Source organism: Acinetobacter sp. CWB-B33 (assembly GCF_039655955.1).
GTDB classification, from domain to species: Bacteria; Pseudomonadota; Gammaproteobacteria; order Pseudomonadales; family Moraxellaceae; genus Acinetobacter; species Acinetobacter bouvetii.
The window spans coordinates 569,608-585,804 of sequence record NZ_JAGFEU010000003.1; the positions used below are offsets into that span (position 1 = coordinate 569,608).

A 16,197-nucleotide genomic window follows, 5' to 3' on the forward strand; every position below is an offset into this window, starting at 1 on the left:
AAAGCGCCTGAATTCAGGCGCTTTTCAGCTTTAAGCGCTTAAAGGCCGAAATAGTAGGCAAAGAGGCAGATCAGGATGGTCACAATAATTAAGGCAAATACGCCGCTTTTCCCTGATTTGTGTTCTGCATGAGAGGCTGCCGGCTTTGCCGCTGAACTTTGCTGCTGCGGCGCCGCGCTGCTGTCAAATGGTGAGCTGACTTGCTTTGCGGTTAAACGGGCCGTTTTATAGTGATTCGCTGCTTTAACAATAAATTTGGCGCTTAAATCATCCAGCTTTTGTGAAAAATGGCGCAGATTCAATTGTTCTTCAGGGCTCAGCGCTTCGCCATTTTCATCATAGGGATGCTGAATTTTGGCTTGGATGAATTCTGCCAAAGCGTCTAAGCGGCGCAGCGTTTTGTGGGCATAATCCGCTGGATAGTCAGCAGGAAGCAAAGCCAATTGAACTGAACCGGTTTCAGTGCTTTGCAATGCTTTGCCGTAATACGGTAAATCTAAATGCGCGGGTTCGCTGAAGCCTGCCGCGAATTTGCTGTCAAACAATTCATTGTCTGTATAGGCCTGAATATCATCCCAATTGGGCTGCTGCAAATCCGCATCGATGCGTTTTGCCAGTTTTGAATTCAGTTCAAAGCGCCAAAAGGTTTCCAGCCGCAGGCCGGGCTGCTGCGAGGCAGGGGCTTCATAGTCATTGTCTGCTCTGTACCATTCCGCCAATTCCTTGCCGAAAATCCAAGCCTGCTTTTTATTTGCCTCATGGCTCACAATAAAATGCGCGATCGGCAGAAGTTCAACATTGCTGTTGGGATTCTGTTCGTCATTTAAAATGCCGGAGCTGTGCAGGCTGATGCGCTGGACGCCTTGTTTTTTTAAGCCTTCCAGCCAAATCTGAAAGTGCTGCGCCAGCAGATGCTGAGAAATAAGGTCGCGGAATAAAAAACGGTGCTGATCAAAAATTGCGTGCTGCACCCAACGCTGAAAACTTAAATTCTGGGTTAAAAACTCATTTCCATACGTGACTAAAGTCAGCTGCTGCTTCCAAATTTGATCGAGCGCCATAGTTGTTTGATCTCATTGATATTGCGCTTATCTTATACTTTTTTTAATTCTGGATGCTATCGCAATTTTTACTTGTGAATGCGCTTCATCATAACGTTCAAAAACTGTTAGAATATGGGGTTTTTATATTTTTCTAAATTGTTGCTTTGAGAGTTACTATGTCACTGGAAGCCCTGACCACTGAAGCGCTCGCTGCGATTGCAGCAGCTCAAGACCTTGCTGCACTTGATCAAGTTCGAGTGCAATTTACGGGTAAAAAAAGCCAGCTCGCGGAACAGTCTAAAGCATTGGGTAAAATGGACCCTGAAGAGCGCAAAGTTCAAGGCGCAGCCATTCATGCCGTCCGTGAAGCAATCAATGCCGCTTTAACAGAACGCCAAACTCAATTACAAAAAGCGGCGCTGGAACAAAAGCTGGCAAGTGAAACCATTGATATTACCTTGCCAGGCCGCGGTCAAACCATCGGCAGCATTCATCCTGTGACACAGGTGCAAGACCGTATTTGCCAATTCTTTACCAAAGCAGGCTTTACTGTGGCAACGGGTCCTGAAGTTGAAGATGACTATCACAACTTTGAAGCGCTGAATATTCCAGGCCATCATCCTGCGCGCGCCATGCACGATACATTCTATTTTGATGCGAATCATTTGCTTCGCACGCATACCTCGGGTGTGCAGATCCGCACTATGGAAACCAGCCAGCCGCCAATCCGCATTGTCTGCCCAGGCCGTGTTTACCGCTGCGACTCGGATCAGACCCATTCGCCGATGTTCCATCAAATTGAAGGTCTGTACGTTGCGGAAAATACCAGCTTTGCTGAACTTAAAGGCCTGCTGGTGAATTTGCTGAATGAATTCTTTGAAAAAGATTTAACCGTGCGTTTCCGCCCTTCGTATTTCCCATTCACAGAGCCAAGCGCCGAAGTGGATATTATGGATGAACGCGGCAAATGGCTGGAAGTTTTAGGCTGCGGCATGGTGCATCCTAATGTGCTGCAAGCTGCGGGCATTGATCCTGAAAAATACAAAGGCTTTGCATTTGGCCTGGGTGTGGAGCGTTTTGCGATGCTGCGCTATGGCATCAATGACTTGCGGATGTTCTACCAGAATGATGTGCGTTTCTTACGCCAATTTGCTTAAACAGTTTAAACAGTTATTTGGAAATAAATAGAATCCCCCTAAATCCCCCTTTGATAAAGGGGGACTTTCCTGCCTTTAAAACGGCGGATGTGTTTCCCCCTCTTTTTAAAAGAGGGGCTAGGGGAGATTAAGGAATTGAATGTATGAAAATTAGCGAAAATTGGCTTCGCACTTGGGTTAACCCAGCCATCGACAGTGACACCTTGTCTGACCAGCTGACGATGCTGGGTCTGGAAGTGGATGACTTAACGCCTGCAGCTAAACCATTTACTGGGGTGGTGGTCGGTGAAGTCTTAACGGTAGAGCAGCACCCAGATGCAGACCGTTTGCGTGTAACGACCGTGAATATCGGTACAGCTGAGCCTTTGCAGATTGTGTGCGGCGCACCGAATGTACGTGCAGGCATGAAAGCGCCTGTGGCGACCATTGGTGCCGTATTGCCAGGCGATTTTAAAATCAAGAAAGGCAAACTGCGCGGTATTGAATCACAAGGGATGCTGTGCGGCGCTTCAGAAATTGACCTTGAAGATAAAATTGATGGCCTTTTAGAACTTCCTGCGGATGCGCCTGTAGGCGCCAATATCCGTGAATACCTCAATCTTGATGATCATGTGATCGATATCAGCATCACGCCAAACCGCGGTGACTGTTTCAGTATCCGCGGCATTGCGCGTGAAATTGGGGTGATTAACCAATTGGCAGTCACAGCGCCTGAAATTAAAGAAGTTGCTGCGAGCATTGCCGATCAGAAACAAGTTGTCGTTACAACAGCAGGCTGCCCACGCTATTTGGGCCGTGTGATTAAAAACGTCAACACTAAAGCAGCGACCCCTGAGTGGATGGAACAGGCTTTAGTCCGTTCAGGCATCCGTCAGCACAGTATTCTTGTCGACATCACCAATTATGTATTGATGGAATTGGGGCAGCCTTTACATGCCTTTGATGGCGGAAAGGTTCAAGGTTCCGTACATGTGCGTCAGGCTACTGCCAATGAAAAATTGGTTTTGCTAAATGAGCAAGAAGTGGAACTGAACGAAAAAGTGATGGTGATTGCGGATGATGCAAAAGCCTTGGCTATTGCAGGCATCATGGGTGGCTTGTCTTCATCTGTGACCGATGAAACCACTGAAATTTTCCTTGAATCCGCATTCTTTGCACCGCTCGCAATTGCAGGCCGTGCGCGCAGCTTTGGCTTGCACACCGATGCGTCACAGCGTTATGAACGCGGTGTGGATTTTGAATTGCCGATCATTGCCATGCACCGTGCGTCGCAGTTGATTGCTGAGCTGGCGGGCGGTGAGTTTGGTCCGATTACGGTGGCTGAACAGGCGGATTTGCTGCCAACACGTGAAGCGATTGAACTGAATCAGGCGCAGGTGGATCAGCTGTTAGGCTATACCGTTGACGCTGCATTCATTACTGATGCCTTAACGCGTTTAGGCTGTGACGTCACAGTGAAATCAGAAGGTGAATGGACGGTTGTTCCGCCATCACACCGTTATGACATGGCGATTTATCAGGACTTGATTGAAGAAGTTGCCCGTATTCACGGTTATGACAATATTCAAATCAGCCTGCCTGTGATTGATGTGAAACTGGCAAAATATCAGGATCAATTCGAGCTTGCGCAATTGCGTCAAACCGTAGTGACTTTGGGTTATCAGGAAGCGATCAGCTTCAGCTTTGCGGATGCGAAACTGGAAAAACAGTTAAATCCTCAAGTTCAGCCATTGGCTTTGGCCAATCCGATTTCAAGCGATTTGGCTGTCATGCGTTCGACTTTGCTGTCCAGCTTGATTCCATGTGTTCAATACAATGTCAACCGTCAGCAAAGCCGTGTGCGCTTCTTTGAACTGGGCCTGCGCTTCGACTATCAAGGCGCTGCAAGCATTCATGATTTGAAGCAAATTCCAACCTTCGCCATGATTGCTACGGGCCCGCGTTCTGCGGAATCTTGGCATGGCAAAGCTGCGCCAATGGATTTCTTTGACTTTAAAGGCGATGTGGAAGAAGTTCTGGCGGCAGGGCGTTTGCAAGTTGAATTTGTACGGTCAGAGCGCGCCTGGCTGCATCCTGGCCAATCTGCTGAAATTTTAGTGGATGGGAAGCCGATTGGTTATCTGGGCCGTCTGCATCCATCTTTAGAGAGTGAGCTGGATTTAAGCACGACCTGGGTTGCCGAGTTGGATCAACTGGCTGTTTTGCAAACTTATGTATCTAATTTTACAGAATTATCACGTTTTCCATCGGTTAGACGTGATATTGCGCTTTTAATTAGTGATAAGATTAATGTTAGCGAAATTCAGCAGCTTATCGAAAAAACTGGCGGAGAGCTTTTAGATTCTGTCTGGTTATTTGATGTGTACACTGGCCAAGGTGTTGAACAAGGCAAGCGCTCACTGGCATTTGCACTGCTTTGGCAGCATCCAGCGCGGACACTTGAAGATGCTGAAATCAAATCCGGTATGGATAATATTCTACACGTGTTGGAAAACACTTATCAGGCGACATTGAGGGCTTCATGACAGCACTAACTAAAGCAGAAATGGCTGATCATTTAAGTGAGCTCACGAGTTTAAACCGTCGTGAAGCAAAACAAATGGTCGAGTTGTTCTTCGAAGAGATCAGTCAAGCGCTGATCTCCGGGGAGCAAGTGAAATTATCAGGGTTTGGCAACTTTGAACTGCGTGACAAGCGTCAGCGTCCAGGCCGCAACCCGAAGACGGGTGAAGAAATTCCGATTTCTGCCCGCCGCGTAGTAACCTTCCGTGCTGGACAAAAGTTCCGCCAGCGCGTAGGAAATGAGCAGATCGATTGATCTGCTTTTTTATGCCGATCTAAATGAACTGGAACGGTTTTTATCGCTATTGAGCAGAGATATTTTAGCTGTATTGTTCTGCATTGCGAAAAGCAGGCAAAAAAAAGAGAGCCGAAAGGCTCTCTTTTTTGTACTGAATAATCGTTAGATTATTTAGTAGCAGCAGCAGAAGCTTCAGAAGCAGCAACAGTAGCTTCAGAAGCAGCAACAGTAGCTTCAGAAGCAGCAACAGTAGCTTCAGAAGCAGCAACAGCAGCTTCAGATGCAGCAGCGTCAACAGCTTCAGAAGCAGCAGCTACTTCAGATGCAGCAGCTTCAGATGCAGCAGGAGCTTCTTCAGTTTTTTTAGCGCAACCAACGAAAGCTAAAGTAGTAGCAACTGCAGCAGCAATAGCGATTTTTTTGAATAACATGGCATCACTCTCTAAATATGAGATTAAAAAAAACCTGAGTTAGCACTGTTTTATGCTTTTATTATGCCTAATTTTTCTTAGGTAAATAACAATGCAGATGCAGCCTAACTGGTATGCGAATATGCTATCACTGCGCATTTTGAATTGCTACTGCTTCATAGGGTGAAAACGCGAAAAAATGGTTAAAAAATGGCTTTTTTTAACAGAAAATAACAATCAAAGGGAGCGGATATATTGGAGAAGTACTAAATAAGCCCCTAAAACTAATAGGGTTTTTTAGAAAAATATTTTTATAATCATTTACTTGAAAATAAGTTAACAAAAACTGGCAGCAATTGTTTTGTTGTGTAAGTCATGTCAACCAAATAAAAAAGCCATCGTGATCGATGGCTTTTTTTAAGATTGCTGAAATCAGTTCGTCGCTTTACGCTTCATTTGATCGAAGAAATCATCATTGGTTTTGGTTTCTTTCATGCGGTCCAGCAGGAATTCCATGGCTGCCAGCTCATCTTGCGTATGCAGCAGCTTGCGCAGAATCCAGACTTTGCGCAGATTGTCTTCGGACATTAAGCGCTCTTCACGGCGGGTGCCGGATTTTTTGATGTTCATTGCCGGGAATACGCGTTTTTCAGCGATACGGCGGTCAAGGGTAATTTCCTGGTTGCCTGTACCTTTGAATTCTTCGTAAATCACCTCATCCATTTTACTGCCTGTTTCAATCAGGGCGGTAGAAATGATAGTCAATGAACCGCCTTCTTCAATGTTTCGCGCAGCACCGAAGAAGCGTTTAGGACGTTCAAGCGCATGAGCATCCACACCGCCTGTCAGCACTTTGCCAGAAGATGGAATCACGGTGTTGTAAGCGCGCGCTAAACGGGTAATCGAATCGAGCAAGATCACAACGTCTTTTTTGTGCTCGACTAAGCGTTTCGCTTTTTCAATCACCATTTCAGCGACTTGCACGTGACGGGCAGGCGATTCATCAAATGTAGAGGCAATCACTTCACCGCGTACGGTACGCTCCATTTCGGTCACTTCTTCAGGACGTTCGTCAATCAGAAGAACAATCAAGAAACATTCTGGATTGTTGCGCACAATGGATTGCGCAATGTTTTGCAGCAGCATGGTTTTACCGGCTTTCGGCGGCGCAACAATAATAGAGCGCTGGCCTTTACCGATTGGTGCAACTAAATCGACCACACGCGCAGTCAAGTCTTCAGTTGTGCCGTTACCCAGCTCCATCACCAATTGTTCAGTTGGGAAAAGCGGTGTTAAGTTTTCAAACAAAATCTTATTGCGTGAATTTTCTGGAGTGTCGTAGTTAATTTGATTAACTTTTAATAATGCAAAATAGCGTTCGCCTTCTTTGGGCGGGCGGATGGTGCCGGTAATGGTGTCGCCTGTACGCAGGTTGAAGCGGCGGATTTGTGAAGGGCTGACATAAATGTCGTCAGGGCCTGCAAGGTAAGAGCCGGCTGCAGAGCGTAAGAAGCCAAAGCCATCTGACAGAATTTCCAAAACGCCATCACCAAAGATCTCTTCGCCATTCATTGCATGGCGTTTTAAGATGGCAAAAATAATGTCTTGCTTGCGGTTACGCGCCATTCCTTCAAGGCCCATAAACTCGGCAATTTTGATGAGTTCGCCAATCGGTTTTTTCTTGAGTTCGGTTAAATTCATAGGAGGTCAGATAAGAATCAAAAATTCTAGTATACGGGATGGAAAGGGAGCAACATTGAGCCGCATGCAGACAATTAGATTACGCGATTGTATTTGCACAATAATAATTCAGAGAGCTGATTCATTGTTTGAAGAAAAATGTGTAAAAACAATTTCTATTGCCGGGCGGCGATCTTATGTGTTGTGTCTTGTAAGAAAATGACAGGATTTGAGATCCTTTATTTCTTGAGTTAGCAATATAAGAGAGAAATACAGGTTTGTCAATTTATCAGCAAAAAAATACGCTATAAAATAGCGTATTTTCTGCAATTTAAACTGGGCTTGGATTAGATGTTGTCATCAATGAAAGCAGTCAGTTTTGATTTTGGCGCAGCGCCCACTTGCTGTGCAACAACTTCGCCGTTTTTGAACATCAGCAAAGCAGGAATGTTGCGGATATTGTAGTTGACAGCAGTCGCTTCACAAGAAGTCACATCTACCTTAACAACTTTAACTTTGCCTTCATATTCAGTTGCGAGGACTTCTAGAACTGGCGCGATTGCTTTACATGGCGCACACCAGCCTGCCCAAAAGTCGACCAATACAGGCACGTCAGATTTCAGGACGTCTGCATCAAAGTTTTCATCAGTTGTATTTACAATATTGCCTGACATGGCTGTTGCTCCAAAATAATTTTAAGATGACTCTATAACTATAAGTATTACATAGCCATCCTGAACAATGTAGGGGGTTATGTAAATTTTCGGCTTTTAATGCGGAATTGTCTAATTGATGCTCACGATAGCTGTGATCGTGTAACACAATTGTCATCGATGCCTGAAATTCGGCTTGTCTGCGAAGCGGGTACATAAATGGCTTTTAAATTGCATGGTTGTGAATTACTCTAAGCACAATTCTGTATAGGTTTGTATTGAATCATGTCTGATTTTTTGATTGATGAAGAATTGCTTGCCGCCATTGATATGGGGTCAAACAGCTTTCACTTGGCGATCGCGCGTGTAGACCATGGTGAAGTAAAAAAAGTTGCTTCAATGTCAGAAAAAGTTCAGCTGGCGGCCGGTTTGGATGAAAATAAAAACTTAACCGAAGCGGCTCAGCAGCGCGGCTTGGCGTGTTTGGCGCGCTTTGTCGGCCGTTTGGGTTCAGTACAGCCGAACCGCCTGCGCATTGTGGCGACTAATGCGCTGCGTCAGGCCAAAAATGGACAGGATTTTATTCAAAAAGCCGCAGAAATTTTACCGAAGCCGATTGAGATTATTGCAGGCCGGGAAGAAGCGCGCCTAATTTACTTAGGTGTTTCTCATACCATGGCCAACAGCGGCCGCCGCTTGGTGATTGACATCGGCGGCGGTTCAACCGAACTGATTATCGGTGAAGAATTTGAGCCGATTCATACCGAATCGGTGCAAATGGGCTGCGTTGCCTTTACCAAAGCATTTTTTGCTGATGGTGAGATCAATCAGAAAAGCTTTGACAAGGCGGTAAATTCGGCGCGCAAAGAGCTGTCAGGAATTGCCAATACTTATAAAGCAGCCGGCTGGGATACGGTTGTCGGTTCCAGCGGCACGATAAAAGCCTGCCGTCAAATTACCGTCAATATGGGCTGGAGCAATGAGCGGGAAGAGCTGACCCGTGAAGGTTTAGAAAAGCTGAAAGATAAACTGCTTAAATTTAAGCATGTTTCTGAAATGGATTTTGATGGGCTGAAAGAAGACCGCCGGGCAGTTTTGCCAGCGGGCATTGCCATTTTATGCACGGTATTTGATGTATTGGGCATAGATAAGCTGGTGTATTCTGATGGCGCGTTGCGTGAAGGGGTGATGTACGACCTGCTGGGCCGTTTCCAGCATGAAGACGTTCGAGACCGTTCGGTGCATGCCTTGCTGGGCCGCTATAATGCGGATTCCAAACAGGCTGAACGCGTGGTGGCGACAGCACAGCAGCTGTTTGATAATGTTGCGCAAAAGCTGAATTTAAACAGTGATGACAGTGACTTGCTGCGCCGCGCTGCATATTTGCATGAAATTGGCCTGGCGATTAGCCACAGCGGCTATCACCGCCATGGCGCATATTTGCTGCAGCATTCCGATATTCCCGGCTTCTCGCAAATTGATCAGAACCATTTGTCACATTTGGTGGCGCATCACCGCCGCAAGCTGCGCAGCGATGCCCGTATGGATGTGATGAAAGTCGGCGGTAGCAAACTTGTGCACTTATGTCTATTGCTTCGTTTAGCAGTTTTGCTAAATCACAGCCGCAGCGATGAGATGCTTCCTGCCATTGAATTAAGCGCCGAGAATGCGCAACAATGGCAGCTTAGCGTTTCTGGCGATGCCAAACAATGGCCATTGCTTGTTGCGGACTTGCATGATGAACAAGTGCAGTTCAAGCATTGGGATATTGAGTTGAATATTCAGTCGGAACAGTTTATCGATTAACACATTGGTTAATTCAGGGATAATGGTCGACCTATGAAAAATAAAGCAGCGCAATCTAAAGCATGGGCTACAGTTAAAATTGCACGTCATCCGGATCGTCCGCAATATTTGGATTATGTCAGTGAGATCTTCACTGAATTTGATGCTTTGCATGGTGATCGCTTATTTGGCGATGACGGTGCTATGGTGGGCGGTTTAGCGCGTTTTGAAGGTCAGCCTGTTATGGTGGTTGGCCAGCACCGCGGCCGCAGCACACGTGAAAAGCTGCAGCATAATTTCGGCATGAGCAATCCTGAAGGCTACCGCAAAGCGCAGCGCCTGATGGATATGGCGGAGCGTTTTAACCTGCCGGTATTTACCTTTATTGATACGATGGGCGCATATCCTGGCGTCGGCGCAGAAGAGCGCGGCCAGGCAGAAGCGATTGCGACCAGCCTTGCGCAGATGTCGAGCTTAAAAGTTCCAGTAATTGCTACGGTTTTAGGTGAAGGCGGTTCAGGCGGCGCATTGGGCATTGGTGTGGCAGACCGTGTGGTCATGCTGTCGCACAGTATCTACTCCGTGATTTCTCCTGAAGGCTGCGCTTCAATTCTGTGGAAAACGGCAGAGAAGGCGGAGCAGGCCAGTGAAGCGCTGGCATTGACGGCTGACAAGCTGCAAAAAATCGGCATTGTTGAATATGTGGTAGATGAAGGCGAAGGCGCGCATTTGAATCCTGAACAGGTGATGCAGAGTTTAAAAACTGTGCTGAAACAGGCTTTAGATGAATTAACGCCAATGGATGCAAAAGAACGATGCGAAGCACGCTATCAGCGTTTAATGAAATTTGGCAGCGACAATTTAGGTCTGACTGCTTAAGCCAGTCAGACGTATTTTCTGATCAGGCTTCCTTCTTAATCGGGTGCAGCGGCGGCATGGATTCCATGCTGCTTTTGCACCTGATGTCTTTTTTATACCCGCAAAAAATCCGCGCCATATATATTGATCACCAGCTGCAGGCAAACAGCGCAGATTGGGGCCGATTTGTGGCGCAAGCCTGCGCATCATTAAATGTGCCGTGTATTGTAGAAGCGGTGCATGTGTCGGCAGGCAATTTAGAAAATCAAGCGCGTACAGCGCGTTATCAGGCTTATCAGCAGCATCTTCTGCCTCATGAGATATTGGTCTTGGCGCATCATCAGCAGGATCAGGCCGAGACGTTAATGCTGCGCCTGCTGTCAGGCGCAGGGATTCATGGCTTGGCGGCGATGCGTCAGGTCGACCAGCGGGATCTGATGACGATTTGGCGGCCGTTGCTGAATCTTTCCCGTGAGCAGATTTGCCAATGGGCGGCAGAATTGAATGTGCAAAATATTCAGGACCCCACCAACTTTAATACAGAATATGACCGTGCGTGGAGCAGGGAAGAGCTGTGGCCTATGCTGCAGTCACGTTTTCCAAAAATGCAGCAGGCATTGAGCCGCAGCAGCTATTTAATGCAGGATGCAGAAGATATTTTGGCTGATGTGCTGGCATTTGATTTGGTTTCATGTGGAACATCGGAAATTTTGCAGCTGGAAAAACTGCAGGCTTTAGCGCCGCCCCGGCAGCGCCAGCTGTTATCGGCCTGGATGAAAGGGCAGGCGCAGTATCGGCCATCTTTTGATATGGTGCAGCGCTTAATGCATGAAGTGATTGAATCGAAAGCCGATTCACAGGCGGCTTTGCACTGGAATGGTTTTTATTATGTGCGTTTCGCTTCTCAGCTGTACCGTTTAACTGCGGCGGAATATCTCTCCTCAGAAGATGAGCGGGCTGAACCGCAGCACATTCAAATTCAATTGGCGGACAGTTTTACGGCACTGTCAGGCCGTTTTCATGTACAGGCGGGAGAGGGCTTTGGCCTGTCTTTTGCGTTGCTGGAACAGACGCTGACATTAACCCAGCGTCAGGGCGGCGAAAAAATTCATCTGTATGGGCGTACTGGGTCATGGCCCTTAAAAAAAGCCATTCAGCAGGCGCAAATTTTTCCTTGGCTGCGTCATCGAATTCAAATATTAAGCATAGATAATGTTATGCTAGGCGTTTTTACGCCGAAAGGCTTTTGGCTGGCAGAGTCACCGTATTGCATTCAGGCGGGATGGCTGCCCCAATTGGTTTCTTCAGATAACAGCAAGAGCGGATCTTCATCATGAGCGCAGTTCTAAATTGTAATATCACTTTTATTGGCGGCGGCAATATGGCGCAAGCTTTAATCGGAGGTTTAATTGCGCGTGGACTGCCCGCAACCCGCATTACAGTTTCAGATCCTGTCGAGAAAGTCCGTGAATTGCTGGCTGAAAAAGATGTGCATGTGACGGATGACAATGCACTGGCAATCCGTGATGCTGATATTGTGCTGTTTGCGGTGAAGCCACAGGTTTTTGCCAGCATTTTAAAGCCGTTAAAAGGCCTGTTTGACGGCAAGCTGGTGATTTCGATTGTGGCCGGCGCGGAAATTGCCACAATTTCAAAAATTTTAGAAACTGACCGCATTGTCCGCGTCATGCCGAATACGCCTGCTCTGGTGCAGACCGGCGCTCATGGATTGTTTGCATATGATGCTGTCGATGCGCAAGACCGTGAGCTGGCCAGCCAAGTTCTGGCTTCAACTGGCCTGACAATTTGGGTAAAATCTGAGGCGCAAATTGATGCGGTTACCGCTGTTTCAGGTTCAGGCCCCGCATATTTCTTTTATATGATGGAAAGCATGATCCGCGCAGGTAAAAATTTGGGCCTGGATGAAAAAGTCGCGACAGCGCTGACCTTGCAAACCGCTTTGGGCGCAGCGCAAATGGCAATCACCAGCTCCAGCAGTCCAGCGGAACTGCGCAAAAATGTGACTTCGCCAAATGGTACAACGCAAGCTGCGATTGAAGTGTTTGATCATGCGCATATCTCACAAAATATTCAGGCGGCTTTAGCGGCTGCGCAAAAGCGCAGTCAAGAGCTTGCGCAAGATTTAAGTGACAGCATCAAGTAATTCGTTTTTATTTAGGAATGTTCTAGTATGGGTGCAAATTCTGCGCTAATTTTTGGCATTATCATTAACGTCGCAATTTTGCTCGTTTTCTTCCGGTTTTTAATGCAATTGGCTGCAGTAAGTCCATACAATCCTGTGGTGCTTTCTACTGCGAAAGCCACAAAAATTGTGGATATGTTCAGCCGGATTTTTCCCACCATAGGCAAAGGCCGGGTGAATACTGCGGCATTAATTTTATTGGTGGTGCTGTATATTCTGAAAATGTTTGGAGTGATGCATTTGTCCGGGGCATCCGTCAACAGTCCTGTGCATTTAATCATCATGACCTTCGTGACCATGATTCAGGATTTAATCCGCTTCTGCCGCTATTTGATTTTCGCTTCAATTATTTTGAGCTGGGTGGTGATGTTCAGCCAATCGCGTTCACCGTATATTGAGGTGGTTCAAGAACTGGCAGAGCCGCTGCTGGCGCCATTCCGCCGTATTCTGCCGAATATGGGCATGATTGATTTGTCTCCGATTGTCGCAATTTTTGCTTTGCTGCTGGCGGAAACCATCATGAAAGAAGTGGCGATTGTGCTGCTGACAGGCCTATAAGCGCTGAAACCCAATTGTAAGAAAGGACGCTGATGCGTCCTTTTTTAAGGCTGAAATTTTTAGGTGAAGACGTTGATATTTCTTCTAGGAGGCAAATGACCTCCATCACAGCCTTCCTCCTGGGAGGAGGAAGGAGCAAGTGCTTTAGTGAGCCTCATCCCAGTTGCTGCCTTTGCCGACTTCAACGACCAGCGGCACAGAGATTTTCAGTACAGACTGCATGACATCCGCCAGTTTCACTGCCAAATCATCCGCAATGTCCTCATCGGCTTCAAAGACCAATTCATCGTGCACCTGCAGCAGCATTTTGGCTTGGCCTTTCGGCAGCATTTTTTCCACTTCAATCATGGCCATTTTAATGATGTCTGCAGCCGAACCTTGCAGCGGCGCATTAATCGCTGCGCGCTCTGCGCCTTGCTTGATCATTTTATTGCTGGCCATAATATCTGGCGTATACAGGCGGCGGCCTAAAATGGTTTCAACAAACCCCTGTTCACGCGCCACTTGGCGGGTACGCTCCATATATTCCAGCACGCCAGGATAGCGCTGGAAGTATTTGCCGATATAGCTGCGTGATTCTTCACGGCTAAAGCCCAATTGGCGGGTGAGGCCGAATTCAGACATGCCGTAGAGCAGGCCGAAATTGACGGCTTTGGCTTGGCGGCGCTGATTGCCGGTTACATCTTCCAATGCAATGCCAAGCACTTCCGCTGCTGTACGGCGGTGCACATCCTGACCGTGATTGAAGGCATCGACCAAGGCGTCATCCTGTGAAAAATGCGCCATTAAACGCAGTTCAATTTGCGAGTAATCGGCGGCCAGCAGCACACGGCCTTTTGGCGCTATGAAGGCTTTGCGGATTTGACGGCCAATATCTTCACGTACAGGAATGTTCTGCAGGTTCGGATCGGTCGATGATAAGCGGCCGGTGGCCGTCAGCGCCTGATGGTAGCTGGTGTGCACGCGGTGGGTCTCATTATTGGCTTGTTTCAGCAGGCCGTCGGTATAGGTGCTTTTCAGCTTAGACAGGCCGCGGTATTCCAGAATCAGATCGGTAATTGGATGCTCTATTTTTTCCAGCACGCTTTCACTGGTGCTGTATTGGCCCGTCAAGGTTTTCTTGCCGCCTTTCAAGCCCAGCTTGTCAAACAGGATCTCGCCGACTTGTTTGGGTGAGCTGACATTGAAAGACTGTCCAGCCAGTTCCGTAATTTGATTTTCCAAATCCTGCATGGTTTTGGCAAATTCGCTGCCCAGCTGATCTAGGAAGTCCAGATTCAGCTCAATGCCGTTCTCTTCCATCATGGTCAGCACACGCGCCACCGGCATTTCCACATTGTGCAGAATATTGACCAGTTCAGGATGCTTGTGCAATTTGGCATCCAGCACTTCATACAGGCGGTAAGTCACATGCGCATCTTCGGCTGCATAGTGTGAAGCGGTTTCCAGCTCAATCTGATTAAAGCTTTTCTGTTTCGCGCCTTTGCCCGCCACTTGTTCAAAGGTTGTGGTTAAATGGCTTAAGTACAGGCGGGCAACATCATCCATGCCGTGGCGGGTGGCGACTGAGTTGAGCACATATGAGGCCAGCATGGTATCGAAATACCAGCCTTGTAGCTCAATGCCGTGATTTTTCAGCACGTGCGCATCATATTTTAAATGATGGCCGATTTTTTCGACCGATTTGTCTTCTAAAATCGGCTTGATTTGCGCAAGGATAAGGTCCCGGTTCAGCTGCTCAGGCGCGCCTTCATAATCATGCGCCAGCGGCACGTAATAGGCATCATGCGCATCAAAAGCCACAGAGAAACCGACAATTTGCGCAACGCGGTAATCGAGGCTGGTGGTTTCTGTATCAAAGGCAAAGCGTTTTTCGGTGCTGAGGCGTTTAAATAAATTGTCCCAGTCCGTTTGCGCTAAAACGGTATGATAATTGGCTTGGCCCAAAACATCATCGGTGCTGGTAATGAACGCCTGATCTTCAGTAGCCGTTTTTTCTTCCGCATGGGCGTCTTTAAGAATGGCTTTGGAGTTCTGCTTATACGCTGCGCCATTTGGATTATTGGGATGATCTAAAGACTGCAGCTGATTGCGGAATTCTAATTCGGTATACAGGCTGCGCAGCTGTTCGATATTTGGATCAGCCAATTTCAGGTCGTCGTAAGTCAGGTTCATATCCAAATCACAGACGATGCTGGCCAGCTGATGATCCAGCGCAATCCCTTCCACATTGTCTTTAATATTTTGACCGACTTTGCCTTTAATGCTGTCGACATTTTCTAAAATGCCGCCAATTGAGCCGTATTCGGTCAGCAGTTTGGCCGCTGTTTTTGCGCCAACGCCTGGAACACCCATGATGCCGTCAGATGCATCGCCCATTAAGGTCAGATAGTCAATAATTTGGTTGGGCCAAACCCCGAATTTCTCAAAGACGCCGTTTACATCCATAGGCTTGTCTTTAAAGCTGTCTTCCAGCGTGACTTTATCGGTGACCAGCTGCGCCATGTCCTTATCGCCAGTCGAAATCAGCACCTGATGGCCTTGCGCTTCTGCGCGTTTTGCCAGCGTGCCGATAATATCATCGGCTTCTGCGCCCGGCAGCATATGCAGCGGAATGCCCAGTGCGCGGATCAGCGCATGCAGGTAAGGAATCTGTTCCGCCAGCTCTTCCGGCATGCTTGGGCGGTCGCCTTTATAAATGGGCGAAAGCTCATGGCGGAACGTCGGTTCAGGCGTATCAAAAATCACCGCCATATGGGTCGGCTGGGTGCGGCGCATGAGTTTTTGAATGGCGGAAATGGCTCCGCGGATGGCATTGGTATGCAATCCAGTTGACGTGGTTAAAGGGGGGAGTGCGTGAAAGGCGCGAAATAAAAAGTATGACCCATCGACCAAGACAAATGGCGGCATTGAAAAATTCCTAATCCAGATAACGGTTTTATTGTACGTGATTTTTCCGCTCTGCGCTGAGGCATGATGGCGCGGCGCTGTGATTGTCTGGCGGCAGTTACCGAAAATCTGATAAAGCAGCGGAACTTCTGCCGGCCGCT

At 47.5% G+C, this 16,197-nt stretch carries 13 protein-coding genes; 8 read left to right on the plus strand and 5 right to left on the minus strand.

What is annotated here, in order from left to right:
* Nucleotides 1–38: 38 nt before the first annotated feature.
* Complete coding sequence (locus tag JZ784_RS12010; protein ID WP_346315020.1) at nt 39–1,061, minus strand: hypothetical protein; 1,023 nt, start codon at nt 1,059–1,061, stop codon at nt 39–41.
* 158 nt (nt 1,062–1,219) lie between these two features.
* On the opposite strand from JZ784_RS12010, the gene pheS reads away from it, so the two are divergent.
* The 3 genes from pheS (at nt 1,220) to JZ784_RS12025 (ending at nt 5,018) form a co-directional block, all read left to right on the plus strand.
* The gene (pheS, locus tag JZ784_RS12015) at nt 1,220–2,200 is read left to right on the plus strand and encodes a phenylalanine--tRNA ligase subunit alpha (protein ID WP_346315021.1); all 981 of its coding nucleotides are present in this window, start codon (nt 1,220–1,222) and stop codon (nt 2,198–2,200) included.
* A gap of 143 nt (nt 2,201–2,343) precedes the next feature.
* On the plus strand, nt 2,344–4,725 hold the full coding sequence (gene pheT, locus JZ784_RS12020) for a phenylalanine--tRNA ligase subunit beta (RefSeq protein ID WP_346315022.1): 2,382 nt from the start codon (nt 2,344–2,346) through the stop codon (nt 4,723–4,725).
* The gene (locus JZ784_RS12025) at nt 4,722–5,018 is read left to right on the plus strand and encodes an integration host factor subunit alpha (RefSeq protein WP_005007563.1); all 297 of its coding nucleotides are present in this window, start codon (nt 4,722–4,724) and stop codon (nt 5,016–5,018) included. Before pheT ends, JZ784_RS12025 begins: the two co-directional genes overlap by 4 nt.
* 149 nt (nt 5,019–5,167) lie before the next feature.
* Here JZ784_RS12025 and JZ784_RS12030 read toward each other — a convergent pair whose 3' ends face one another.
* The 3 genes from JZ784_RS12030 to trxA form a co-directional block, all read right to left on the minus strand.
* Nucleotides 5,168–5,431 carry a hypothetical protein gene (locus JZ784_RS12030; RefSeq protein WP_005007568.1) on the minus strand — a complete coding sequence of 88 codons (264 nt, stop codon included), beginning with the start codon at nt 5,429–5,431 and terminating at the stop codon, nt 5,168–5,170.
* Between the two features lie 411 nt (nt 5,432–5,842).
* Nucleotides 5,843–7,111 (minus strand): transcription termination factor Rho, encoded by a 1,269-nt coding sequence (gene rho / locus JZ784_RS12035; RefSeq protein WP_005007569.1) that lies wholly within the window; start codon nt 7,109–7,111, stop codon nt 5,843–5,845.
* 326 nt (nt 7,112–7,437) lie between these two features.
* Nucleotides 7,438–7,764 carry a thioredoxin gene (gene trxA / locus JZ784_RS12040; RefSeq protein WP_005007571.1) on the minus strand — a complete coding sequence of 109 codons (327 nt, stop codon included), beginning with the start codon at nt 7,762–7,764 and terminating at the stop codon, nt 7,438–7,440.
* Nucleotides 7,765–8,028: 264 nt separating this feature from the next.
* On the opposite strand from trxA, the gene ppx reads away from it, so the two are divergent.
* The 5 genes from ppx to JZ784_RS12065 are packed head-to-tail and all read left to right on the plus strand — an operon-like array spanning nt 8,029 to nt 13,147.
* Nucleotides 8,029–9,549: an exopolyphosphatase gene (gene ppx, locus JZ784_RS12045; protein WP_005007574.1), complete on the plus strand. Its 1,521-nt coding sequence runs from the start codon at nt 8,029–8,031 to the stop codon at nt 9,547–9,549.
* 33 nt (nt 9,550–9,582) lie between these two features.
* Nucleotides 9,583–10,407 (plus strand): acetyl-CoA carboxylase carboxyltransferase subunit alpha, encoded by an 825-nt coding sequence (locus tag JZ784_RS12050; protein ID WP_005007576.1) that lies wholly within the window; start codon nt 9,583–9,585, stop codon nt 10,405–10,407.
* Nucleotides 10,344–11,723, plus strand: coding sequence for a tRNA lysidine(34) synthetase TilS (gene tilS, locus JZ784_RS12055; protein ID WP_081400542.1), 1,380 nt, complete (start codon nt 10,344–10,346; stop codon nt 11,721–11,723). Before JZ784_RS12050 ends, tilS begins: the two co-directional genes overlap by 64 nt.
* Nucleotides 11,720–12,550, plus strand: a complete 831-nt coding sequence (gene proC, locus JZ784_RS12060) for a pyrroline-5-carboxylate reductase (RefSeq protein ID WP_346315023.1) — start codon at nt 11,720–11,722, stop codon at nt 12,548–12,550. Before tilS ends, proC begins: the two co-directional genes overlap by 4 nt.
* Before the next feature lie 27 nt (nt 12,551–12,577).
* On the plus strand, nt 12,578–13,147 hold the full coding sequence (locus JZ784_RS12065) for a YggT family protein (protein ID WP_346315024.1): 570 nt from the start codon (nt 12,578–12,580) through the stop codon (nt 13,145–13,147).
* Between the two features lie 144 nt (nt 13,148–13,291).
* Here the strand turns inward: JZ784_RS12065 and polA are convergent, their stop codons facing one another.
* A complete protein-coding gene (gene polA / locus JZ784_RS12070) occupies nt 13,292–16,057 on the minus strand; it encodes a DNA polymerase I (RefSeq protein ID WP_346315025.1) in 2,766 nt (921 codons plus the stop codon).
* Nucleotides 16,058–16,197: the final 140 nt, after the last annotated feature.